General features: G+C 60.3%; 18 protein-coding genes. 12 read left to right on the top strand and 6 right to left on the bottom strand.

The genetic code is table 11. The features are described from left to right. Positions 1-87 precede the first annotated feature (87 nt). The 5 genes from AC2ISB_RS15400 to AC2ISB_RS15380 all read left to right on the top strand — a co-directional run bounded on the left by AC2ISB_RS15400 (position 88) and on the right by AC2ISB_RS15380 (position 5,700). Complete coding sequence (locus AC2ISB_RS15400) at positions 88-768, top strand: Crp/Fnr family transcriptional regulator (RefSeq protein WP_330629562.1); 681 nt, start codon at positions 88-90, stop codon at positions 766-768. Between the two features lie 88 nt (positions 769-856). Further along, positions 857-1,063: a YgaP family membrane protein gene (locus tag AC2ISB_RS15395; protein WP_486576908.1), complete on the top strand. Its 207-nt coding sequence runs from the start codon at positions 857-859 to the stop codon at positions 1,061-1,063. Between the two features lie 34 nt (positions 1,064-1,097). After that, positions 1,098-1,982, top strand: a complete 885-nt coding sequence (locus tag AC2ISB_RS15390; protein ID WP_330629560.1) for an MBL fold metallo-hydrolase — start codon at positions 1,098-1,100, stop codon at positions 1,980-1,982. A gap of 235 nt (positions 1,983-2,217) precedes the next feature. Then, positions 2,218-3,897 carry a bifunctional protein tyrosine phosphatase family protein/NAD(P)/FAD-dependent oxidoreductase gene (locus AC2ISB_RS15385; RefSeq protein WP_330629558.1) on the top strand — a complete coding sequence of 560 codons (1,680 nt, stop codon included), beginning with the start codon at positions 2,218-2,220 and terminating at the stop codon, positions 3,895-3,897. Positions 3,898-3,966: 69 nt separating this feature from the next. Next, positions 3,967-5,700 carry a SulP family inorganic anion transporter gene (locus tag AC2ISB_RS15380; protein WP_330629645.1) on the top strand — a complete coding sequence of 578 codons (1,734 nt, stop codon included), beginning with the start codon at positions 3,967-3,969 and terminating at the stop codon, positions 5,698-5,700. A gap of 77 nt (positions 5,701-5,777) precedes the next feature. On the opposite strand, the gene AC2ISB_RS15375 is transcribed toward AC2ISB_RS15380, so the two are convergent. Together AC2ISB_RS15375 and AC2ISB_RS15370 are read right to left on the bottom strand one after the other, a co-directional pair. Beyond that, positions 5,778-7,049, bottom strand: coding sequence for a glycosyltransferase (locus AC2ISB_RS15375; RefSeq protein ID WP_486576907.1), 1,272 nt, complete (start codon positions 7,047-7,049; stop codon positions 5,778-5,780). 41 nt (positions 7,050-7,090) lie between these two features. Next, positions 7,091-8,680, bottom strand: a complete 1,590-nt coding sequence (locus AC2ISB_RS15370; RefSeq protein ID WP_330629556.1) for a hypothetical protein — start codon at positions 8,678-8,680, stop codon at positions 7,091-7,093. 153 nt (positions 8,681-8,833) lie between these two features. On the opposite strand from AC2ISB_RS15370, the gene AC2ISB_RS15365 reads away from it, so the two are divergent. The 3 genes from AC2ISB_RS15365 (at position 8,834) to AC2ISB_RS15355 (ending at position 11,933) form a co-directional block, all read left to right on the top strand. Further along, positions 8,834-9,805, top strand: coding sequence for a glycosyltransferase (locus AC2ISB_RS15365; protein ID WP_330629555.1), 972 nt, complete (start codon positions 8,834-8,836; stop codon positions 9,803-9,805). Positions 9,806-9,808: 3 nt separating this feature from the next. Then, the gene (locus tag AC2ISB_RS15360; RefSeq protein WP_486576906.1) at positions 9,809-10,792 is read left to right on the top strand and encodes a glycosyltransferase family 2 protein; all 984 of its coding nucleotides are present in this window, start codon (positions 9,809-9,811) and stop codon (positions 10,790-10,792) included. A 64-nt stretch (positions 10,793-10,856) separates the two neighbouring features. Then, the gene (locus AC2ISB_RS15355; protein ID WP_486576905.1) at positions 10,857-11,933 is read left to right on the top strand and encodes an acyltransferase family protein; all 1,077 of its coding nucleotides are present in this window, start codon (positions 10,857-10,859) and stop codon (positions 11,931-11,933) included. Positions 11,934-11,981: 48 nt separating this feature from the next. On the opposite strand, the gene AC2ISB_RS15350 is transcribed toward AC2ISB_RS15355, so the two are convergent. From AC2ISB_RS15350 to AC2ISB_RS15335, 4 genes are all read right to left on the bottom strand, one after another. Beyond that, the gene (locus AC2ISB_RS15350; protein WP_486576904.1) at positions 11,982-13,901 is read right to left on the bottom strand and encodes an acyltransferase family protein; all 1,920 of its coding nucleotides are present in this window, start codon (positions 13,899-13,901) and stop codon (positions 11,982-11,984) included. 180 nt (positions 13,902-14,081) lie between these two features. Next, the gene (locus AC2ISB_RS15345; protein ID WP_330629551.1) at positions 14,082-14,915 is read right to left on the bottom strand and encodes a tyrosine-protein kinase family protein; all 834 of its coding nucleotides are present in this window, start codon (positions 14,913-14,915) and stop codon (positions 14,082-14,084) included. Positions 14,916-14,931: 16 nt separating this feature from the next. Then, on the bottom strand, positions 14,932-16,470 hold the full coding sequence (locus tag AC2ISB_RS15340) for a GumC family protein (protein ID WP_330629550.1): 1,539 nt from the start codon (positions 16,468-16,470) through the stop codon (positions 14,932-14,934). Further along, on the bottom strand, positions 16,467-17,318 hold the full coding sequence (locus AC2ISB_RS15335; RefSeq protein ID WP_330629549.1) for an ExeA family protein: 852 nt from the start codon (positions 17,316-17,318) through the stop codon (positions 16,467-16,469). The genes AC2ISB_RS15340 and AC2ISB_RS15335 overlap by 4 nt, the downstream gene beginning before the upstream one ends. A gap of 275 nt (positions 17,319-17,593) precedes the next feature. On the opposite strand from AC2ISB_RS15335, the gene AC2ISB_RS15330 reads away from it, so the two are divergent. The 4 genes from AC2ISB_RS15330 (at position 17,594) to AC2ISB_RS15315 (ending at position 22,976) form a co-directional block, all read left to right on the top strand. After that, positions 17,594-20,050: a tetratricopeptide repeat protein gene (locus tag AC2ISB_RS15330; RefSeq protein ID WP_486576903.1), complete on the top strand. Its 2,457-nt coding sequence runs from the start codon at positions 17,594-17,596 to the stop codon at positions 20,048-20,050. A 172-nt stretch (positions 20,051-20,222) separates the two neighbouring features. Next, positions 20,223-20,810 (top strand): polysaccharide biosynthesis/export family protein, encoded by a 588-nt coding sequence (locus tag AC2ISB_RS15325; RefSeq protein WP_330629547.1) that lies wholly within the window; start codon positions 20,223-20,225, stop codon positions 20,808-20,810. Between the two features lie 5 nt (positions 20,811-20,815). After that, positions 20,816-22,228 carry a porin family protein gene (locus AC2ISB_RS15320; protein WP_486576902.1) on the top strand — a complete coding sequence of 471 codons (1,413 nt, stop codon included), beginning with the start codon at positions 20,816-20,818 and terminating at the stop codon, positions 22,226-22,228. A gap of 154 nt (positions 22,229-22,382) precedes the next feature. Continuing rightward, positions 22,383-22,976: a rhomboid family intramembrane serine protease gene (locus AC2ISB_RS15315; protein WP_486576901.1), complete on the top strand. Its 594-nt coding sequence runs from the start codon at positions 22,383-22,385 to the stop codon at positions 22,974-22,976. Positions 22,977-23,020 lie beyond the last annotated feature (44 nt).

Here is a 23,020-nt window from a genome sequence, read left to right as displayed (position 1 = left end):
CCTGTCCCACAATCGCGGGGGCAAGGCTGGATTTCCCTAAGGTAGCTGACTAAAGATTACGCCATATAAAAGGGGGAGCCTTCCGACATGACTATCGAGACCACCGGCTGGATCGAGAAATTCGAAGGGTTGCGCCGCCTGCCCGAAGACATCAAATCCGTGCTGATCGCAGGCAGTCAGGTGCTCAGCGTGCCCGCCGGCACCGAAATTTTCGCCCCCGGACAATCGGCCGACAACCTGCTTTTGCTGCTGGACGGCACAGTGCGGGTCCAGCAGAAATCCGAGACCGGTCGCGAGGTGATCCTGTATCGGGTCAATGCCGGTGAAAGCTGCGTTCTGACCACCGCCTGCATGCTGGCCTTCGAAGACTATGCCGCCGATGGCGTGGCGGAAACCGATGTCACCGCCGTGGCCATTCCGCGTGCGACCTTCGACGATCTGGCCGGACGCTCGCCCCTGTTCCGCGAGTTCATCTTCAAGGCCTATTCGCGCCGGATCACCGATCTGTTCACGCTGATCAATGACATCGTCTTCCAGCGGATGGATGTCCGGCTGGCGCAGCGCCTGCTGGAACTGGCGGATGCGACCGATACCATACGGGCCACCCACCAGCAGCTTGCCAACGAACTTGGCACCGCCCGCGAGGTGATCTCGCGGACGCTTTCGGAATTCCACCGGCGCGGCTGGATCGAACAGGCGCGCGGCGAGGTGCATCTGACAGGAAAGGTCGGGCTGGAACGTCTTGTTAAGGCTGCTGGCACAATTTAAGCGCGAAATTCATAGTTGTGTGACGAAGTCACCGTTACCCTGACACGCGCGGGTCTATGATCATGCATCTGCTCATCGGGAGGATGTGATGACAAGAAATATGGGAAAAACGGATCGTGCCTTGCGGGTCATTGTCGCCGTAGTGCTTCTGGTTCTGGCCATAGCGGGGATACTCCCTGCCGGGCTCCTGAAGATTCTGGCCGTCATCGTTGCCTTGGTCTTCATCGTGACCTCGCTGATCGGGACTTGTCCGCTCTATACGATCGTGGGCATCCGCACCTGCCCGCGCTCCTGAAACCGCGACGCCCCCTGCACAAGGAACTATGCGCATGAATTATCCGACCGACATGTCCGTCACCCCCGAGGTCAAAGGCTTCTTCGACCCGGCGACCAATACGATCAGCTATATCGTCAAGGATCCGGCCAGCCAGTCCTGCGCCATTGTCGATAGCGTCATGGATATCGATTATGCCGCAGGCCGGATCAGCTATGAGCATGCCGATGAGCTGATCGCCTATGTCGAGGCGCAGGGGCTGAAGCTGGAATGGCTGATCGAGACCCATGTCCACGCCGATCACCTCTCGGCGGCCCCCTATATCCAGAAGAAACTGGGCGGCAAGCTGGGAATCGGGCGCCAGATCACCGTGGTGCAGGATACATTCGGCAAGGTCTTCAACGAAGGCACCGAATTCCAGCGTGACGGTTCGCAATTCGACAAGCTGTTCGAGGATGGCGACACCTATCAGGTGGGCGGCATGACCTGTTTTGCCATGCATACACCGGGCCATACGCCCGCCTGTATGGTGCATGTAATGGGCAACGCCGCCTTTGTGGGCGATACGCTCTTCATGCCCGATGGCGGCTCGGCGCGGGCCGATTTTCCGGGCGGCGATGCCGCGACCCTGTATGACAGCATCCAGAAAGTCCTGTCTCTGCCCGACGAGATGCGCCTGTTCATGTGCCATGATTACGGCCCCAATGGCCGCGAGATCCGCTGGGAAACCACAGTGGCCGAAGAGAAAGCGCATAACATCCATGTGGGCGCGGGCAAGACCAAGGAAGATTTCGTCAAGTTCCGCACCGAACGCGATGCGCAATTGGATATGCCCAAGCTGATCATTCCGTCGCTTCAGGTCAACATGCGCGGCGGGGACCTGCCGCCGCAGGACAAGGACGGCAAACGTTTCCTGAAGGTGCCGCTGAACGGGCTTTAACCCCCGCCGCCTTAAGTCTTGCATGGCCCCAGGCCTTGCACCGCCCGGTCGCGCGACAGCGACATGCGCGATCGGGAAAGGCAGGGCGGGGAACAGCGCGACGGGGAACAGCGCAACGGGGCCGCGTTTTGACAGGCCCGCGCTTTGACAGGCCCGCAAGGGTCACGTTTTAAACCTCGGGGTTGGCTACGGCCTGCCCCCTTTTGACACTTTATTCCAAGGAGGAGGGAGATCTTTGGAAAAACACGAATTGACGCGCGGCCTGTCTGTCGGCCCGCAAATCACGGCGGAAGATATCGACACGCTTGCCGCCGCCGGTTTCCGCTCGATCATCTGTAACCGGCCCGATGCAGAAGGCGCAGACCAGCCCAACCATGACGAGATCGCGCGGGCGGCCAGCGCGAAGGGGCTGGAGTTCCGCTACATCCCCGTAACGCCCGGCATGGTGACGGAGGCCGATGCCGAGCAATTCGCCTCGGCGCTGACCACCCTGCCCGGCCCGACCTTCGCCTATTGCCGCACCGGCACGCGCTCGACCACGCTCTGGTCGCTGTCGCAGGCCAATGACCGCCCGCTGACCGAAATCCTCGCCCGCACCAAAGCGGCAGGGTACGACATGAACGGCGTTGCACGGCGCATCGCCAATGGCGGCAAAACCCCCACCGATACCGCAGATGCCAAATTCCAGATCGTGATCGTGGGCGCAGGCGCGGGCGGCATCGCGGTGGCCTCCAGCCTGAAGGCGCGACGTGCCGATCTGGAAATCGCCATCATCGATCCGGCAGATATCCATTATTACCAGCCGGGCTGGACGATGGTCGGCGGCGGCATTTTCGAGCCTGCCCAGACCGCCAAGACGATGGGCAGCCTGATCCCGCATGGCGTGAAATGGATCAAGGCGGCGGTGGCCGCTTTCGAACCGGAAAACAACGCCATCATCCTCGATGGGTGTCGTGTGGTGAAATATGACCGACTGGTGGTATGCCCCGGCCTCAAGCTGGACTGGGCCGGTATCGAAGGGCTGGAGGAGACGTTGGGGCGTAACGGGGTCACCTCGAACTACCGCTATGATCTTGCGCCCTATACCTGGCAGCTTGTGTCTTCGATGAAAGAAGGGCGGGCGCTGTTCACCCAGCCGCCGATGCCGATCAAATGCGCGGGGGCTCCGCAGAAGGCGATGTATCTTTCGGGGGATGCGTGGTTCAAACGCGGCGTCCTGAACAAGATCGACATCCAGTTCATGAATGCGGGAGGGGTGCTGTTCGGGGTGAAGGACTATGTTCCCGCCCTGATGAAATATGTCGAGAAATACGACGCGACGCTGAATTTCTTCCACAAGCTTGTCGCAGTCGACGGACAGGCGAAGACCGCCACATTCGAGGTCACCAAGCCCGAGACAGAGACACAGACGATCACCACCGAATTCGACATGATCCATGTGGTTCCGCCGCAGACCGCGCCGGATTTCATCCGCGTCTCGCCTCTGGCCGATGCGGCAGGCTGGGTCGATGTGGATCAGGCGACGCTGCGGCATAAGACCTATGACAACATCTGGTCGCTGGGCGATGTGATGAATGCCCCCAATGCGAAAACCGCCGCCGCGGCCCGCAAACAGGCCCCGACAGTGGCCGAAAACATCATGTCCGATCTGATGGGCAAATCGGCACATGCCCAATATGATGGCTACGGGTCGTGCCCTCTGACCGTGGAACGCGGCAAAATCGTGCTGGCCGAATTCGCCTATGGGGGCGTGCTGAAACCCTCCTTCCCGAAATGGCTGCTGGACGGCACGCAACCCACGCGCGCGGCCTGGTTCCTGAAAGAGAAGCTGCTGCCGCCGATCTACTGGAAGGCCATGCTGCGCGGCCACGAATGGATGGCCAAGCCCGAGCCCCTTTCGGCCAAGTCCGAATAATTCAGGCCCAACCCGATGCTGCTGCGGACCGCCAACCGGTCCGCAGCCATAGCGCAGGACCCCAAAGCCATGCCCTCTTTTTCCCGCTATCTGCCCATCCTGACTTGGGGCCGTGCCTATAACCGCACGGCTCTGTCCAACGATCTGGTCGCGGCCATTATCGTGACCATCATGCTGATCCCGCAATCGCTGGCCTATGCAATGCTGGCGGGGCTCCCTCCCGAAGCCGGCATCTATGCCTCGATCGCGCCGATCATCCTTTATGCGATTTTCGGCACAAGCCGCGCGCTTGCGGTGGGGCCGGTGGCGGTGGTTTCGCTGATGACAGCCGCCTCTATCGGCGAGATCGCCGCCAGCGGCACCGCAGGTTACGCGATTGCCGCCTTGACCCTTGCCCTGCTTTCCGGCCTGTTCCTGCTGGCCTTGGGGCTGTTCCGTCTGGGGTTCATCGCCAATTTCCTGAGCCATCCGGTGATTGCGGGCTTCATCACGGCCTCGGGCATCCTGATCGCCACCAGCCAGTTGAAACATGTGCTGGGGATCAAGGCCAGCGGTGCCACCCTCCCCGAGATGGTCACCGCACTTGTCGCACATCTGGGGCAGACCAACCCGATCACCCTGACCATCGGCGTCCTCAGCACCGCCTTCCTGTTCTGGGTCCGCAAGGGGTTGAAGCCGCTTCTGCGGCGGTTGGGTCTGGGTCCACGACTGGCCGACATCCTGACCAAGGCCGGTCCCGTCGCCGCCGTTGTCATCACGACGCTCTGCACATGGGGGCTGGATCTGAACGCGCAGGGCGTGGCTATTGTCGGCAGCGTGCCGCAAAGCCTGCCGCCCCTGACCATGCCGGGCCTGTCCCCCGAGTTAATCGGCCAACTGGCGCTTCCGGCCATCCTGATCTCGATCATCGGCTTTGTCGAATCCGTTTCCGTGGCCCAGACATTGGCCGCGAAAAAACGCCAGCGGATTGACCCCGACCAAGAGCTGATCGGCCTCGGCGCGGCCAATATCGGGGCGGCTTTCACCGGCGGCTATCCGGTCACCGGCGGCTTTGCGCGTTCGGTCGTCAATTTCGATGCAGGGGCCGAAACGCCCGCAGCAGGTGCGTTCACGGCAATCGGCCTCGGCATCGCGGCCATCGCGCTGACGCCGCTGGTCTATTTCCTGCCCAATGCCACGCTCGCCGCGACCATCATCGTGGCCGTGCTCAGCCTTGTCGATTTCTCGATCCTCAAGAAAACATGGCAGTATTCGCGCAAGGATTTCGTCGCCGTTCTGGTGACCATCCTGCTGACCCTTGCCGCAGGCGTCGAAATCGGTGTGGCGACAGGGGTGATCCTGTCGATCGTGATGCATCTGCTGCACACCTCCAAACCGCATGTGGCAGAGGTCGGTCTTGTGCCCGGCACCGAGCATTTCCGCAATATCCGCCGCCACGAGGTCATCACCGAACCGAGCCTGCTGACCCTGCGAGTGGATGAAAGCCTGTATTTCGTCAATGCGCGCGTGCTGGAAGACCGCTTGCAGGACCGCCTTGCCAGCGCACCCGAAATCCGCAACGTCGTGCTGATGTTCTCGGCGGTCAATAGCGTGGATTACTCGGCGCTGGAAAGCCTCGAGGCGATCAACCATCTGCTGAAAGAACGCGGGATCGGCTTCCATCTCAGCGAGGTCAAAGGCCCCGTGATGGACAGGCTGGCCACTGCGCATTTCCTGTCGGAACTGAACGGGCAGGTCTTCCTGTCGCAATATCAGGCATGGAAAACACTGGTGCCTGCCGCGCAAACGGCCGCCGCAGAATAGACGCTGACAGGCCCGAAACACATGGCCTGCAAAGCGTGGCGCCCTGCCCGTTCGGGGCGCCATGCCTGCCGGAAGGATCAGGGGCGCAGACCCGTGGGAAGCGCCTCCGCTAGAGAGCCTTCGATCACCTGCCCAAGCCATTGCGCCTCTTTTTCAAGGTCGAATTCGGCGCAGACCTTGCGGCGGCCCTCTTTTCCCATCTGCGCCCGCAGGGCCGGATCGGCCAGCAGGCGATCCAGCCGGTCGGCCAGGCTTTCCAGATCCCCCGCCGGAATCGTAAAGCCAGACACCCCGTCTTCCACCAACTCGCCCACACCCGCCACGCGGCTGGCGATCACCGGAAGTTGGGAGCCCATCGCCTCCATCAGCGTGACCGGCACCCCTTCGGCAAAAGAGGCCAGCACCAGCATATCGGCACGGCGCATATGGTCGGCCACCGCATCCGAAGGCTGATACCCCCAGAACTTCACCCGCTCGGCCACCCCCATCGTGCGGGCCATCGTCTCGCAATAGCTCCGCTCCGGCCCGTCACCGATAATCGACAGGGTTGCCTCGGGATGCGTATCCCTGAGCCGCGCGAAGGCCTCGATCAGAAGCGGCACGCCCTTGATGGCCGCCAGACGCCCGACAAACAGGATTTCCTGCCCCGCTTCTTTCGGCGTGGACGGGGTCTCGGGCGGGGTCTCATGCCCATAGAGCGCGGGGAAGATACCGCAATGGACGATTTTCAGCTTCGACCAATGCTCGGGCTTGGAAAAATACATTGCCTGCGAGCGGCAGAAATGGCTGATGCAGGACACAAAGCGCGCCCGCGCGATCTTGGCATCAATACGCCACCAGCGCGGCTCGTAGAAAATGGCGGGGCCATGCATGGTCACCGAGAAGGGGATGCCCGACAGCTCGGATGCCAGCATCGCCACCGAACAGCTGGAATTGGCAAAATGGTTATGCAGATGACGCACGCCTTTGGCCTGCAGATGCTGCGCCAGAATGGCCGCTTCAAGGAAGTAGAACCCTTGCCAAAGCGCCGCTTTCACCCCCGGCGGGCGGGTTTTCCATGCCAGCCTTGCGGTGCGCAACCAAGCTTTCGCATCGCGTTTCAACGCCCAGACCTGCGCCCCCAGAACCTTGGCAGGCGATTTGATCGCATCGAAAATGGCAAAGGTTGCCGCCTGCTCGCGGATCTGGTCCTCCCCGACAACATCACGGGCCGCCGTGCGCCGGACCGAACAGGTATGCACCTGCCACCCCTCATCGCGCAGCGCGGCAATCTCGCGCTGGATAAAGGTATGCGAGACCTTCGGATATTCGCCGGTCAGGTAGGCAATGGGAGGACGGGTATGCGTCATGAGAAATTCCAAAATGAGCGAGTGGGGAGGGAAAGGCCGCCTCAGGAGGTGACGGCCGGCCGGTTCAACCGGCCCTTCTTGCGCGTCGGTTTGGCCGGAACATCGGGGGCTATGTCGAAATCGGCATCGCGCTTGTGATACAGGCGGCGTTCCCGCGGTGAAAGATGCGAGGCCATCTCGGTTTGGCGGGCCTGATCATAGCGGACCCAGAGCGCCCCGCTCAGAAGCCAGATCGGCGCGACCAGCGACGAATTCGGGATGAGGTCGATCATATTCGCCGCCATGACCACCATCATCCCTATATCGATCGTATCGAGCCTGAGTTTGCGATAGGAAAAGGCACAGAGGATGACCGGCAGACAGATGAAGCCGAACAGGCTGAGATACCCGATCCAGCCATATTGGCCGATGATAATGATCCAGATCCCGTCGGTAATGGTGCTTGGCTTGCCCGTTTCAGGGTTGAACAGCAGGTTCCGGCCCCAGCCGCCCCACCCCGCCAGAGGTTTGAGATTGGCATGCGCCAGCAATTCGTCTTCATTGCGCAGGCGGAATTCCAGTGAGGCGGCCCGTTCGGGCGCATAGGGCGCAATCGTCTCGGCCACGGTTTCGGTGGGCACGAGGTTTGTGCCGCGCACAATCGGATAGCATAGCACCAACGCCGCGATGATGCCTGCCATCACCGCCTGCATCCCGCGCGAGCCGACCAGCAGGATCGGCAGCAGCAGCACGGTAATCAGCAGCGCGCCGGTATTCTTGGATAGGTAGAGTGCGACCAGCAGCCACAGCGACACCAGCAACCAGCGCAGGCGCGACTTGCCATTGTCACTGGCCCGCGCCAGCGTCGCCGCCGCCAGCACCGCCATCGACATGAAAATCCCCACCCGCAGACCATGCGCAAGGAACACGATGGGCCGCCAGCCGCCATTGCGGTAATGCTGCCGGAAGTCATGCGCAAAGAAGCCATAAATCCAAGTGCTTAGCTGGGGGCTCATGCGGATTTCAATGAGGATTGCCACGGTATAGAGCAGCCCGCCGAAAACGATGGTCCGCAACAGCCAGATCTGCCCCTGACGGTCTGTCACCAGCTTCAACCCGACAAAGAACGGCAGCAGAAGACAGGCCAGATTGCGGGTATAGGCCGCAACGTCATAGGGCCGGATGCCCGGAAGATAGGTCAGGCCGTCTACAATCGGAGCGCGATTTGTCAAATAGGTGATCACCGGCGAAATCAGCAGGAAAACCGTCGCCAAAATCAGCATCAGCCGAACTTTTGTGCGGGGCTTTTTCAGTAGGAAGGCCTGACGTTTCTTTGCAATCGGCGACGCGACGCCCTCGCCCGTCTTTTCGGCAACCGGTGCCAGTGCGGCTTCGTGCCGCGCCGCACGCCGCGCCATGAAGATCTCGTTTTTCTTCACATAGTGATAGACGATCAGCACCGCCAGAGACGGGACAATGGACTTGTTTATGTTGGGAATAACCGGAAAATTCAGGTTTGGCCGCTCCGGCAGGAGCAGATAGCCCCAGATCACGGCACCGATTGCGGCCTTGGTTGCGGGGTAACGCTTGAACAGCTGCCATGTAATGAGCGGCCAGACAAAAAGCATGAAGTAGGCAAAGAGGTTGGGCATCGGCGCTCGTGTGCTGACTCAAGGACTTGCAGAATGTGCGTCTATCTTTGGCAGAGTTTTGCACGTGCCTCAATCGCACAGTGCATCCTTTCTTGTCCCTGCCCCCCAGATCGGTCATGATCAACGCAAAGTTGATTAAGGAAATGGATTCCTGTGTCTGATATTGCTGTCATTGTCGTCAATTACGGTACCGCCGACCTTTCAGCCGCTGCCGTGCAAAGCGTGCTCGAGCATTCGCATGGGGGGCGGACGGTCGAGGTGCATCTGGTCGATAACGCCTCGCCCGGCGATGATGCGCAGGTCTTTGCGCGCCTGCATGCCGAGCGGAACTGGGGATCGCAGGTCACCTTATGGCCCGAAACCGAAAATCACGGCTTCGGACGGGGTAACAATGTCGTGCTCGACACATTGCTGGCACGCCCCGCCTCTGAACGCCCGCGCTATGCTTTCCTGCTGAACCCCGATGCCACGCTCGAAAACGAGGCGCTGTCGATCATGGCGGATTTCCTCGACGCGCATCCGCAGGCCGGAGCGGCAGGCGCCAAGATCGCCAAACCCTCGGGAGAGCCGGTTTCGGCGGCCTTCCGGTTCTTTTCGCCGACGGCAAGCTTCGTGCATGCGGTCAATTTCGGCCCGCTGGCCCGCGCCTTCCGCAACCACGAGGTCGCCCTGCCCCCTGACACCCCTGAAGGCGAGGTGGATTGGGTCTCCGGGGCTGCGGTGATGTTCCCGCTTGCGGTGCTTGAAAAGGTGGGCACCTTCGATCCCGAATTCTTCCTCTATTTCGAAGAGACGGAATTGATGCACCGCATTCGCGCGCATGGCTATCAGGTCTGGCATCTGCCGCAGGCACGGGTGCTGCATGCCGAAGGGGCCGCGACCGACGTGCGCTCGAACGAGGCCGTGCGCAAAGCCAAGCCGGGATATTGGTATCGGTCATGGCTTTATTACCACCGGAAATGTCAGGGACGCGGCGGAGCCTTGCTGACGGGGCTGGCCTGGATGGCGGGGGCTGCGCTCAACGCGCCGCTGGCCAAATTGCGCGGCCAGAAACTGCATGCGCCGCTGCATTTCTTCCGTGATTTTTCGGCCCAGGTGATGTGGCCCTTGCTTCGGGGACGCTGATCCATGCCGGAAAGATTTGCCGCGATTGTCATCGGGCGCAACGAAGGCGAACGCCTGCTGCGCTGTCTGGCCTCACTGGAAGGGGCGATGCCGTTGATCTATGTCGATAGCGGCTCGACGGACGGCTCCCGCGAGGCCGCGCGCGCGCGCGGTGTGGAAGTCGTCGAACTGGATCTGACCAAGCCCTTCACCGCAGCACGGGCCCGCAATGCGGGGCTGGAGCGGCTGCGCGCGATTGCCCCGGATGCCGCCTTCGTGCAACTTGTCGATGGCGATTGCGAGATCCGCAGCACATGGATCGAGACAGCCCGGAGCTTTCTGGAAACCCGACCGGAGGTCGCCGTGGTCTGTGGCCGCCGCCGCGAACGCTTTCCCAAGGCGACCCCCTATAACGCCCATTGCGATCGGGAATGGGACACCCCTGTTGGCGAGGCCCGCGCCTGTGGCGGTGATGCGCTGATGCGTGTTCAGGCCCTGTCCGAGGTTGGCGATTACAACCCGACCCTGATTGCGGGCGAAGAGCCGGAGATGTGTGTCAGGCTGCGTAAGGCGGGGTGGAAAATCTGGCGGATTGACGCCGAAATGACATGGCATGATGCGGCCATGACGCGGTTCGGGCAGTTCTGGAAGCGGGCACGCCGCGCCGGTCATGCCTATGCCGAAGGGGCCTATCTGCACGGGGCGGCCCCCTATCATCACAATGTCGCACAAACGCGGCGGGCTCTGCTATGGGGGCTGTATCTACCTCTCGCACTCCTGCTTGGCGCGCTGCTTCTCAGCCCTTGGATCGTGTTGGGCTTTCTGATCTATCCCGTGCAGATCCTGCGACTGGCGCGCAAGGAAACGGCGCGTTACGGCAGCCTGCGCACGGCCCTCGAACATGCCGCCTTTCTGACCATCGGAAAGGTCCCCGAAGCCATCGGGATCTGCGAGTTCCATCTGCGGCGCCTGACCGGCAAACGGGCGGGCATCATGGAGTATAAATAGTTCGCCTTGTGCCTCCTCCTCCCCTTTCAAAACGAGATCTTCACCATGACCGGAAGCGACGCCCATGAAATCTAATCCCGCGTATATTCCGTCTCTGGATGGCCTGCGGGCTATCTCTATTGCCATCGTCTTCCTGAGCCATGCCGGTCTGGGCCATATCGTCCCCGGCGGCTTCGGGGTGACGGTCTTTTTCTTCATTTCGGGCTTTCTGATCACCTCGCTGCTCTGCCGCGAATATGACCGCTATGGCAGCATTTCCCTGCGGGTCTTCTACCTGCGCCGCGTGCTGCGCCTGATGCCGCCACTGGCCTGCGCGATGGGGCTGGCCATCGTGCTGGTGCTGGCCGGTGCACTGGTGGCCAAGATCGATATACCGACCCTGCTCAGCCAGATTTTCTTCCTGTCGAATTACTACCAGATCTATGGCAACTCGCAGTCGATCCCCGGCCTCGGCGTCTTGTGGTCGCTGGCGGTCGAGGAGCATTTCTACATGCTCTGGCCCTTCATCTTTATCCTTTTCGCTAGAAATATCATCGGCTTCCGCAGCCTGACTCTGGCGCTGATCGGCTTTCTGGTCTGGCGCGGCATCCGGTTTTACGTCCTGGGCAGCAGCGAAAACGCGCTTTACTATCTCAGCGATGCACGTCTTGACAGCCTGCTCTATGGCTGTGTGCTGGCATTGATGATGTGGTGTGGCTACCTGCCGCGCGAGAACGTGTCGACGAAATGGCGCGGAGCGCTTCTGGTCGGGGCGCTCGGGGTGCTGCTGGTCAGCCTCGTGCTGCGCGATGCGGCCTTCCGTGGCACGCTGCGCTATTCGTTGCAGAGCCTCGCGCTGATGCCGGTTTTCTACTACGCGGTCACCACGCCCGATATGGCCCTGTTCCGCCCGCTGAACTGGCCGGTGCTGCGCAAGATCGGGGTCTGGTCCTATTCGATCTATCTGGTGCATTTCGTGCTGATCAACCTGTTCAACCAGCAGATCACCGGCGCCCATGCGCACCTCATTTCCGGCGGGCTCACCCTGATCGGGTCGCTGGTTTATGCGGCAGTGGTCTATCACTTCGTCGAGGTCCCCTCGGCGCGTTTCCGCCACAAGATCACCCGCCGCGCCCCGAAAGGAGAACCGGTCGGCGCGTAATGCCCCGACCGGTTCCCAAAGTCCTGCACCTTGTCTGTCCCTCCGGGGTCAGTCGAGGTGCAGCTTGATCCGGTCATAAAGCGGCTGGGCCATCAAACGCGAGGCGGTTGCCGTAATATGGTTTGAATCGCGGTAAAGCATGATCTTGTCACGCACCGCAGGGCACCGCCCCTCCTCGCAGAAGAACCCCGAAAAATCGACAGCTTCCACATGATCGGGCAGGTTTTCCGGCTGCAACGCATCGCGCGCAAGCGTCGGGCGCATCGCATCGCAGGCGGGATCGTCCTCGCCATTACGGTCGATACAGGCTGCGATGTCGAAGCTGGCACGCGGATTGTCGCGGATGGCGATCACCGGCGTATGGGGCAACGCATCCCACGCCATACGATAGCCCTGCGGAATCGTTTCGCCATCGCGCTGGATCCGCGTGGCATTGGTGACCACCATATCGGGGTCCAGCGCCTTCAGCTTTTCCACCGCCTGACGGTTCCAGTCCAGACAGGCCGCACGGTCGGAATCGATCTCCATCCCGTCCAGTGACAGGGTGAATGTGCAGCCGCTTTTCACCAGATTGATAATCTTGATACGCGGGTCCTTACGGGCAATCTCCTGTAGCGCAGGCAGCCATTGCAGGGCGTGGCTCCCCCCCACAAGCGCAATCCGGTAGCTGCCCGACGGGTTGCCGTAATTACAGCTGACCACATCCGAGGCACGGAAATTGCGCTGATAGCAGCCATCCTTGTAACTTGAGGGGATGTCATCCTTGATCAGGCGCAGATCAGGGGTCAGTTGCGCCACCTTCTCGCCGGTTACCGCCTTCTCGATATCTTCAAGCGAGGCGACCTGACGTTCATCAACATGGTGTTTCCACCCCCATGAGAACCCCAGCGTCGGCACCAGCGCCAGCGCGCAAACGGTCACGGCCGTGGCCAGCCGCTTCTTGACCAGTCGCAGGTTCCGGAACGGTGTTTCAAGGAAGTGATAGGTCACGAAGGCCAGCACAAAGGCCACCAGCAGAATGGCCATCCCCACCCCGACGGACACGTTCGGGGTGCCGGTGCGATCCCAGATGAACAGATAGATCGGCCAGTGCCAGAGATAGAAGGTAAAGGACAGGTTACCGAGCCATTGCATGGCGCGGTTGTTCAGCACCACCATACCGGCGTTGTTACGGGCGGCGACGATAATCGCCGATGTGGCCAGCACGGGAATGAGCGCGGCCCAACCGGGGAAGGAGTCCGCCACAGGGATCACGGCGGCAAATCCGACAAGCGTTATCAGGCTGGCATAGCCCAGCCCTTTGGCCACCGCACGGCCCACAACGATGCGCGGCAGGACAAGTGCCAGCAGGCCGCCGGCCAGAAATTCCCACAGGCGGGCAAAGGTGTTGAAATAGGCGCTCGGCTGGTAGCGATAGGTCTTGTAAAGCGCATAGGCAAAGGCCAGCGCGAGCAGCCCCAGAAAGACCTGCGTCATGGCGCGGCGCGCATTGGTGCGGTTGCGGCACAGCCGGAAGACCAGATAGACCAGCGGCGGCAGCATGAAATACAGCTGGAACTGCACCGACAGTGCCCAGAGCTGCTGGAAGGGGGATGGCGTCTGCCCCATCGAGAGGTAATTCACCCCGTGGTTCGACAGCCACATGTTTTCATAGAACAGAATGCCCGCAATCGCGCTGTCGATGCGCTCTTCGGACAGGATGCGCGTCCCGAAACCGCTGAACAGAAGGGATGTCCCCAGCACGACCGCCGAGGCACTGGGCACGATCCGCCCCAAGGTGCGGCGCCAGTATTTGGTGACATCGCCAAAGTGCAGATCGTCCCGCTTGAGAAAGCCCTGAAACAGGAAAAACCCTGCGATTACGAAGAACGCATCCACCCCACCGGACACGCGGTGAAACCAGATATGGTAGATGGCAACCAGCAGGGCCGCGACCACGCGGAAACCCTGGATTTCTTTTAAATACACGACATGAGGTCCCTGAATGACGAAGGATAAAAGGCGAATTGAGCTAACACAAAGCAAGCTCAGGTTGCACAGTCACCGATTACGTCATCATGGGAAAGGGGGCTCGATGCCGCATGGCAGAAAATTGCTAGCGTGCAAAGAATTCGGGCAGGCTATCCGGAGACCGCCTGCCCTGTCTGATCAGTTATACCCGTAATTATAACCGGTCGGATCATTCTCGTCGGGGAAGTTGCATTTGTTCAGCACCACCCCCAGCAGACGCGTCTGGTCGGAGAGCTTCTGCTCGAGCGCGTCAATCTGGCTTTTCGAGGTGACTTCGGCCTCGATGACCATGATCACCCCATCGACATGACGCAGGAACCCGTAGGCATCATCGGCCACCAGAAGCGGCGGCAGATCGAAGAGCATCAGATCCGGCGTATAGGCGTCCTGCACGGCATTGAGGAAATCCTCGATCCCGTCGCTTTGCAGCAATTCCGCAGACGAGGGCACCGGCGCGTTATTCATCCCCACCGCCAGATTGTTCCCGTAGCGCATCATATGATCGGCAAAGGCGACCTCGCTATTGATGACCGCGCCCATATTCGATTTGGGCGACTGGCCGAAGATCCGCGCCAGCGTGGGGTGACGCAGATCGAAATCGAACAGCATCGTGCGCAAAAAAGGCAGCCGCCCGAAAGACAGCGCCAGATTGCTGATCACCGTGCTTTTGCCCGCATTCGGCCCCGCCGAGACAATGGCGATCCGCCGTGCCTCGTGGCGACGTATCTCCTCGCGCAACCGCGTGCGCAACAGATCGAAATGCGCACTTTCCGCGGTATTGCCCGAAAGCAGCAGACGGTTGGTCTTGAGCAACTTTCCGTCCAGACGCATTTCAGGCAAGGCCAGCCACGGTGCCGAATGCGCTTCGGCTGTGGGCGCGGCGGTCATGTTCGGACGCGCGCGCCCGTCGGCCGCGAGCCCTGTCGCGCGGTTCGCCCGCGCCTTTTCGAGAGCCTGTTGAAGCTTTTCCATCGTCACAAGTCCCCGTTCAGATATAAAGGCCGACTTTCGCAGCGATCTTCTGGGCGATCACCTCGAAGGGCATGTAGAAAGTGTGGATCATCAGCAGCGCGAAAGGAATACCCAGACAGACGATCAACGAAATCGTCAGCAGGCGTTTGCGGTTACGCTGCACCTCCCCTTGCGTGCGCATATAGGGGATCGTGGCCAAGGGCGTGATCCCGAGACCGTTGATCAGATCGCTCGAACGTTTCACCGTGGTCGAAAGCATCTCGATCAGGACAATCAAGCCCAGACCGGCCATGATGCCACCGGCAATCCCCAGCACAGCGATTTTCTTGCGCGAAGGTTTGATCGGCTCGGTCGGCACGGCGGGTTGCTCGATCACACTGACACGCTGGCCGCGCGACAGGCTTTCGATCCGCTCGCCGGTGGAGGCGGTCGCCAGACGCTGCACCGCGCCATTATATTGCGACTGAGCGTTATCGTAATCGCGCTGCAGGGCCTCTAGGGCGATCGCGTTCGCAGGGATCTTCGACAGGGCATCCTCCACCTCGGCCAGTTGCGCGGTGTATTGCGACTGTTCGTCTTTGAGCTGGTCAAGCTGGCGGTCAAGATCGGCAATCTGCAGGTCGAACACCGCCTCCGACGGGTCTTTCGCCGTCTGGCTGTCATCGCTCTGGTTGCCGCTGATGGTTTTCTCAAGCTGCGTGATCCGGTTTTTGATCACCGTCACACGCGCGCTATCGGGGGCGTAGACCGCTTCCAGCTCGGCAAGCTGGGCCTTGAGGTCCAGCAAACGCTTCTGCTCGGGGGGCAGATTGGACTGGCGGCTATCGATCCGACCGGTGGTCTCGTAGATCTGGCGCAGGCTGCTTTTTTGTTTTTCAAGTGCGGCAGCGTCGCTGGAAATCTGGTCCAGACGGCGCTGGTAGTCGCGCTGCTGGGTGCGGAAATAGCTCTGGTTCTCGGGCAGCGCATCGGCATGCTCTGTCTTGAACTTCAGAATACGCGCGCTTTGCTGGTTCATTTCGGTTGCCAGACGGGACACTTCGTTTTCGAAGAATTCCTGCGTCTGGTTCGCCGTCTCCGTCCGGTTGCGGGCGTCTTCGTTGAGAATGAAGGTCAGATAGTCATTGACCACCTTCGCCGCGACCTGCGGGTTATGGTTATCGAAGGTGACAACCATCGTCGTGGCCGAATTGCGCCCGCTCGAACTTTCGACATCGGTTGCAGCCCGCATTCCCTGCACGATCTGGTCGGGGTTCAGGGTCGCCTGATCCGGCAGAACGTTATACTTGCGGGCGATCTCCAGCAGGTTCGAGCGCGTCATCAAACGGCTTTCAAACAACTGCAGTTGCTCTTCGGCGGGGGTGTTGACCGTCGATTGCGCCAGCTTGTCGGGGATCTGCGACCCTTCGACCACGATCTGCATCTGCGCGCGATATACCGGAGGGAGGGTAAGAGCTGCAAAAATGCCGCTGGACGCGATCAGAACAAAGACAAGCAAAAACAGCGGCAAACGCCGCATGAAAATCGCCAAGTAAAATCGGATATCGGCATTCATGGTGCGGGTTCCATTTCTGTATCGCCAAAGAAGACGCCATCAGCCAAGACTGCGGCAACCGTGGGTGCGGTAATCTGCTTTTCTTCGTCGTTCCAAGCGTAAAGCATTGAAAAATCACATAGTTGGTTCACAAGGCGGGGGATGCCAGCGGTGTGGTCATAGATCATGTCACAGGCGTCCGGAGCAAATTCCTGCCCCGTCCCCCCCACGGCGCGCAACCTATGGGCGATATACGCGCCTACGCCGTCGCGGTCCAGCCTATCAAGGTGATAACTTGCCGAAATCCGCTGGGCCAACTGTCTCATATTGGGGCCGCGGATGATATCGCGCAGCTCGGGCTGTCCAACCAGCACAAGCTGGATCAGCTCGTCCTTGTTGGAATTGATATTGGTCAGCATGCGGACTTCTTCGAGCCCTTCCGCCGAAAGGTTCTGCGCCTCGTCGATGATCAAAACGACACGGCGTCCTGTGGTATATTGCTCCAGCAGGAAATCTTGAAAGCGCTGGAACAGCGCCACATATTCGTTGGGAAGGTCATCGGTATCCACGCCGAAAGCATTCAGGATCCAGCGCAGCAACTCGCCCCGTCCGCCTTGGGCGTTCGAAATGAGACCGATGGTCAGGTCGGCATCCATTTCCCGCAAAACGGCTTGGACCAAAGTCGTCTTGCCAGCACCGATCTCGCCTGACACCAAGGTGACAGGCGCGCGCGACAGCAGGCCGTATTGCAAAACCGAGTATGCCCGCTTGTGCTGCACTGACCAGTAGATCAGCGACGGGTCAGGGACCAAGGTAAAAGGACGTTCGGAAAGGCCGAAATAATCTGTGTAAAGCACCACTTCAGCCATGAATGTGGTCCCGATTTATCAACAACACCTATGGCTCCGTGCTTATTGTTTTTTAGTTAACCGTTCGGCTTTCCCTATCTAGCGAAAACTCCGGCAAAGTCGAACTCCACAAGAATAAACCGTCAGCTTCCGGGTAGTTCAATGCGTTTCCGCAAAAAATCTCGCGATTAGCGGGAATTTACCAGTTGTGATATACGCGGGTGAATGGCGTGTTGTCTCGCGCAAAGCAATGAGGCATGGTGAGCCCAAATTTGGATAAAAATGGATTGATCACCTTGAAACGTGTCCTTCTCGCCTTTGTAACTGCAGCTTTTCTGGCCGGTTGCGATTCTGCATCTGAACAGGCGGCCAAGCATCTGGCCCACGCGCAGCAGTTGCTGGATGAGGGCGATACGGCGCGCGCTCAGGTAGAATTACGTAACGCGCTTTCCAAGGACGAGAGTCTGGTCGCGGCCCGGCTGCTATTAGCGCAAATTCTCGAACAGAATGGTCAGTCATCACAAGCCTTTGCGCAGTACCGGAAAATCTCCGAACAGGACCCCAAAAATCTGGAAGCGATTCGCTCTCTGGCATTGCTCGCTCTGGATATGCACGCCTTCGATGATGCGGAACGCTACGGCAATGCCGCTCTTGCGCTGGCCCCTGATGATGCGGATCTACAGGCGCTGGCCGCCACAACGGCCTATCGCAAGGCCAATCTTTCGGGAGATACGGACGGGATGGAAGCCGCCGCCAAACAGGCGCGCGCCCTGCTGAAGGCCGACTCCAAAAACCTGCAAGCCCGTCGCGTCGTTGTGACAGAAGATCTGCGCCTTGCCGATCTGACCTCGGCCCTGAGCACCATTGACGAAGGGTTGCAGCAGGTGCCCGACGACCGTGACCTGCATAATATGCGTCTGCTGGTGCTGACGCGTCAGGATGACAAGCCCGCTATTGAGGCAGAAATCCGCAAAATGATTACGCTTTGGCCAGAAGATGAAACGCTGGATCGGGTGCTGGTGCAATTCTACCTGCAGGCGAATCGCAGCGACGAGGCCGAAGCATGGCTGAAAGGCCGGATCGATCCCAGCTCCGACAAGCCGCAGACGCGGATGGTCTATCTGCGTTTCCTCGCGCAACTGCGCAGCACGGAGGCGATGCGGGACGCGCTGACCCAGATGCTGGACGAAAAACCGCTGCCCCATGATATCGAGGCCAATCTGGCGCAGTTCCGTGCGCTGCGGGCGGGGGCCGATTTCACCCTTGGGCAGCGCGATCAGGGCATGTCCGAGATGGAATCCATTCTGGACGGCGTTTCGAGCGATGACAAAACCGCGCCCGAGACCGAGAACCTGCGCATCCAGCTTGCGCAGATGCGCCTGACGGCCGGAAACCCCGTTGGCTCGCGCGCTCTGGTCGAGCAGGTCCTGAAGGACAATCCCGAACATGTCGCCGCGCTGAAAATGAAAAGCTCGTGGCTGATTGACGAGGACAAAACCGATGATGCCGTTGCCACGCTGCGTTCGGCGCTGGCCAATGCGCCCAATGACGCGCAGGTTCTGACGCTGATGGCCAAAGCCTATCAGCGCGAGGGCCGCAACGAGCTGATGTCCGACATGCTGGCCCGCGCCGTCGAGACCTCGAACCAAGGGGTCGATGAATCCCTGCGCTATGCCCGCTATCTTGCGGGGCGGCAGGGCTATGGCTCGGCAGAGACCGTGCTGGTGGATGCGCTGCGCCGCAAACCGGTCAGCCAGCCGCTGCTGACGACGCTGGCACAGGTCCATCTGGCGATGAAAGACTGGGGCCGGATGCAGCAGGACATCAAGGCCCTGCGCGAACGTTTCCCCAATGATGCCAACGCCCAGAGCGCCGCAGACGAATTGCAGGCCCAGATGCTCACAGGTCAGGGTCGTGACGACGATCTGGGGCGTTTCCTTGAAGGTCTGTCCAGCCATGCGGGTGGCTCCTTGGGGCCGCAGATTGCAATCATCCGCAACAGCGTGCGTCAGGGACAGGCCGATGTCGCCTATCGGGATGCCCAGAAACTGGTCACGGACTATCCCGATGCCCCCGAAGCCATAGTGCTTCTGGCACAGCTTGAGGCCCTGCGCGGCGAAACCGATGCCGCCCGCACACGCATGACCGCTCTGACCGAGGCGCATCCCGACTTCGAAACCGGCTGGCAGGCCTTCTACGGCCTCGAAATGCAGGCGCGTCAGCCCGATGCCGCGCAGGCCGTGCTGACCCGCGCGCTCGCCACCCTGCCCGACAGCCGTGCCCTGAACATGCTTCAGGCCGGACGCTCGGAACAGGCCGGAGATATCGACGCCGCGATCGCCATTTACGAAAAACTCTATGCCGCCAATAGTAACGATGTGATCGTTGCCAATAACCTCGCCAGCCTTCTGGCCTCGACCCGTTCGGACAAGGCCTCGCTGGATCGGGCATGGACGGTGGCACGCCGCCTGAACGGCTCGAAAGAGCCCGCCTTCCGCGACACCTATGGCTGGCTGGCCTTCCTGCGCGGCCAGAACGAGACCGCGGTCAGCGAGCTTCAAGCCGCAGCGGCTGGCTTGCCGAAAGATCCTTCGGTTGCCTACCATTATGGCCGCGCGCTGGCGAAAGCGGGCGAAGCCCAGCCCGCGCAGGCCCAGTATCAGCGCGCCAGTGACCTGCTGGCCAATGGCGCGCATGGCTATCCGGGACTGAAATCCGAAATTGATCAGGCCCAACAATCTCTTGTGCAATAAATGCCGGTCCGGCGGACAAATGGCAAAACTTTGCGCATGAAACCAATGCAACGCAACGAAACACAACCATGACGTGTCATTTTTGGTCTTTCAGGGCTTCCCCCCGGCTCAAGGCTTTGGCAAGACCACAGGCGTGACCATGGTTTTCACCAAGAAAGAAAAAGGTTCAGGCATGTCGAGATTCATTTCGGTTTTCTTTGCGCTGGTTCTGCTGGCCCTGCCAGCAACGGCAATGGCCGCCTATGTCATCAAGCCCGGCGATACGCTGCAAATCGAAGTGGTCGAGGATAGCTCTCTCAACCGCACGGTGCTAGTGCTGCCCGACGGGTCGATCTCCTTCCCCGGTGCGGGCACGGTGCGCGCGGCAGGCAACTCTGTCGATACCGTGCGTCACGCGCTGTCCAGCCGCCTCGCCGCCGAATTCACCGCTCCGCCTTCGGTCTATGTCGCGGTGCAGAAGCTTTATGACACCGACGAATTCATGCCCGAGAAGGCAAAGATCTACATGATGGGCGAGGTCAATTCCCCCGGCATGCTGGAGGTCGAGAAAGGGATCACCCTGCTGCAAGCCATTGCTTCGGCAGGTGGTTTCACCCGCTTCGCGGCCACCAAACGTGTCGAGCTGCATCGCGTGGACCCGCAGACCCATGCCGAACAGATCTACCTGTTCGACTATAAGCACCATAAAGGCATTTCCGGCGGCACGCTGTTGACCGATGGCGATGTCATCTCGGTGCCGGAACGCCATCTGTTCGAATAAGAGTGATGACGAAAATGCACGAGAGGCTCCGGCACAAGACCTGCGGGGCAAGACAGCGTCTTGCCACCAAAGGACCCAAAGCACAGGTCGCGCGGGTTGCGCTGGCCTGCGCCACCGGTGCCCTTCTCGGCACGCCCGGTCTGGCGGAAGAGATAAAGGGCAATCACAGCCAGCTTGGCTATAGTCTCGGGATCGAAAGCGGCACCAATCTCGATTTGCGTCGGGAAAATGACGATTATGAATCCCGCCTGAATGCGGGCCTGACCTATGATTACAGCCGCGCCACGCAAAGCTCTGAGTTGCATTTCGGCAGTGACCTTCTATGGCGTCTGGAGGATGGCGGCGAGACCGTCTTCCTGCCCAAGCTGGCCCTTGATTACAAAACCCAGAGCGCGCGCGATGCGCTGAGCTTCGGGTTGAATTACACACGGACAGAAGTCACGGACCAATCTGTCAGCTATGACGAAACCGGTTCGGTGCTGGATTATGACGGGCGCGGCCAGCGCGGCGTGGCCGATCTGAAACTGGGGTATCAGGGCGGCATCGACAGTCCGGTCAGCTATAGTGTCGGCTATCGCTATACCGACCTGCAATATTACGATACGCAATCGACAAGCTACTCGAACTCGCAGCGCGCCTATTACGACCTCGGCCTGACGCTGACGCCCAATGCGTCCAGCAGTTACCAGCTTGCCTTGCATTATGATGACTACAATGTGGACAACATCACCGAGACCGAGCGCCAGACAAGCTCTGTCAGCGTGCTGACCACCCAGCGTCTCGATGCCGTGACCACCCTGCAATTCGGCGTCGGCTATAGCGATGTGCAAACCGACCGGATCACCTATGACGAGCGGGTGAATGGCGCGATTTTCAATCTCGGGCTGGAACGCGAGGACCGTCTGGGCACCTACGGGGTGATGCTGTCGAGCCAGATCGAAGGGTCGGGCCGCCGTCAGGAACTTAGCGCCTCGCGCAAACGCGCCCTGCAAAATGGCACCCTGAGCGCGATGGTCGGCCTGAGCGCATCCGATGAGGGCGACACCAACTGGATCGGCGCGCTCTCGCTGAGCCATGAATTGCCGCGCGATAAGCTCAGCCTGCTGCTGCGCCGCAGGGTCTATAGCAATGATGACAACGAAGATGTCGTCGTCACCCGCATATCGGCGAAGGTCAGCCACGATCTGTCCGAAGTCTCGGCGCTGAATTTCGGCCTGTCTGCCAGCACCAATGAACAGGAAAACGGCACCGATAGCCGCCGCATCGACGCCTCTGTCTCGCTCTCGCGCGAGCTCGCCCGCGATACACAGCTTTCGGCAGGCCTCTCCAAGCGCTATTCGAAAGACACCGCAGACCGCACGGCCGATTCCGAGATGCTCTTTGTGACATTGGAAAAAGACCTGGATTTCCTGCACTGATCGTCACGTCAGCGCGTTAACCAAGTTTTACCTCTCTGCGCCTATTCGGATAGGATGAGGACGAAACGGTGGGCCAACGGCCCCCCGTTGTGACCATTGGTAGAGATTGCGCAGCACGAGGCCATAAGAAATGAACAGGGTCAGGATACCGCGGGTGCTTGTCTTGCTGGTTTTGGCCTGCGTGATTCCGGAAGCCATCCTATCGATCTCCTCGGGCTATTTTCGTGGCTGGATCTATCAGAATTTCGCCTTCTGGCCGGGCCTCCTACAGGGCTGGAGCGGCAATTACCCCGGTCAATGGGCGCTGATGTTTGTCAGCTACGCGTTTTTGCATGGCGGAGTGCTGCATCTGTCTTTCAACATGCTGACGCTTGTCTCTCTCGGGCGGCCTTTGGTCGATGCCTTGGGGCAACTCCGGTTTCTGGTGCTCTATCTTCTGTCCGCCTTGGGCGGTGCGGGCGTCTATGCCCTTCTGGCGCATGATCCGGTGCCAATGGTGGGGGCGTCGGGGGCGCTGTTCGGCCTTGCCGGTGCTCTTGTCGGCGAGCAGATCAGCCTCGCCCGCAAGAATGGCGGCGCCGCGGCGGTGTGGAAGGCACTCATCCCACCGAGCCTGTTCCTGATCGGCATCAATGTGGTGATGTATGTCACCTTGTCGGGGCAGCTTGCATGGCAGACCCATCTGGGCGGCTTCCTGAGCGGGCTGGCGGTGATGGCTGCGCTGCAGCGTCAACAGCACGGAAGCTGACCAAGGGGAAGGTCCGAGGCGACCCGACGTCACCCCAAGGGTCT

This window comes from Thioclava sp. NS-SX20 (genome assembly GCF_057380695.1).
This window is presented reverse-complemented; position numbering and strand designations above follow the sequence as displayed.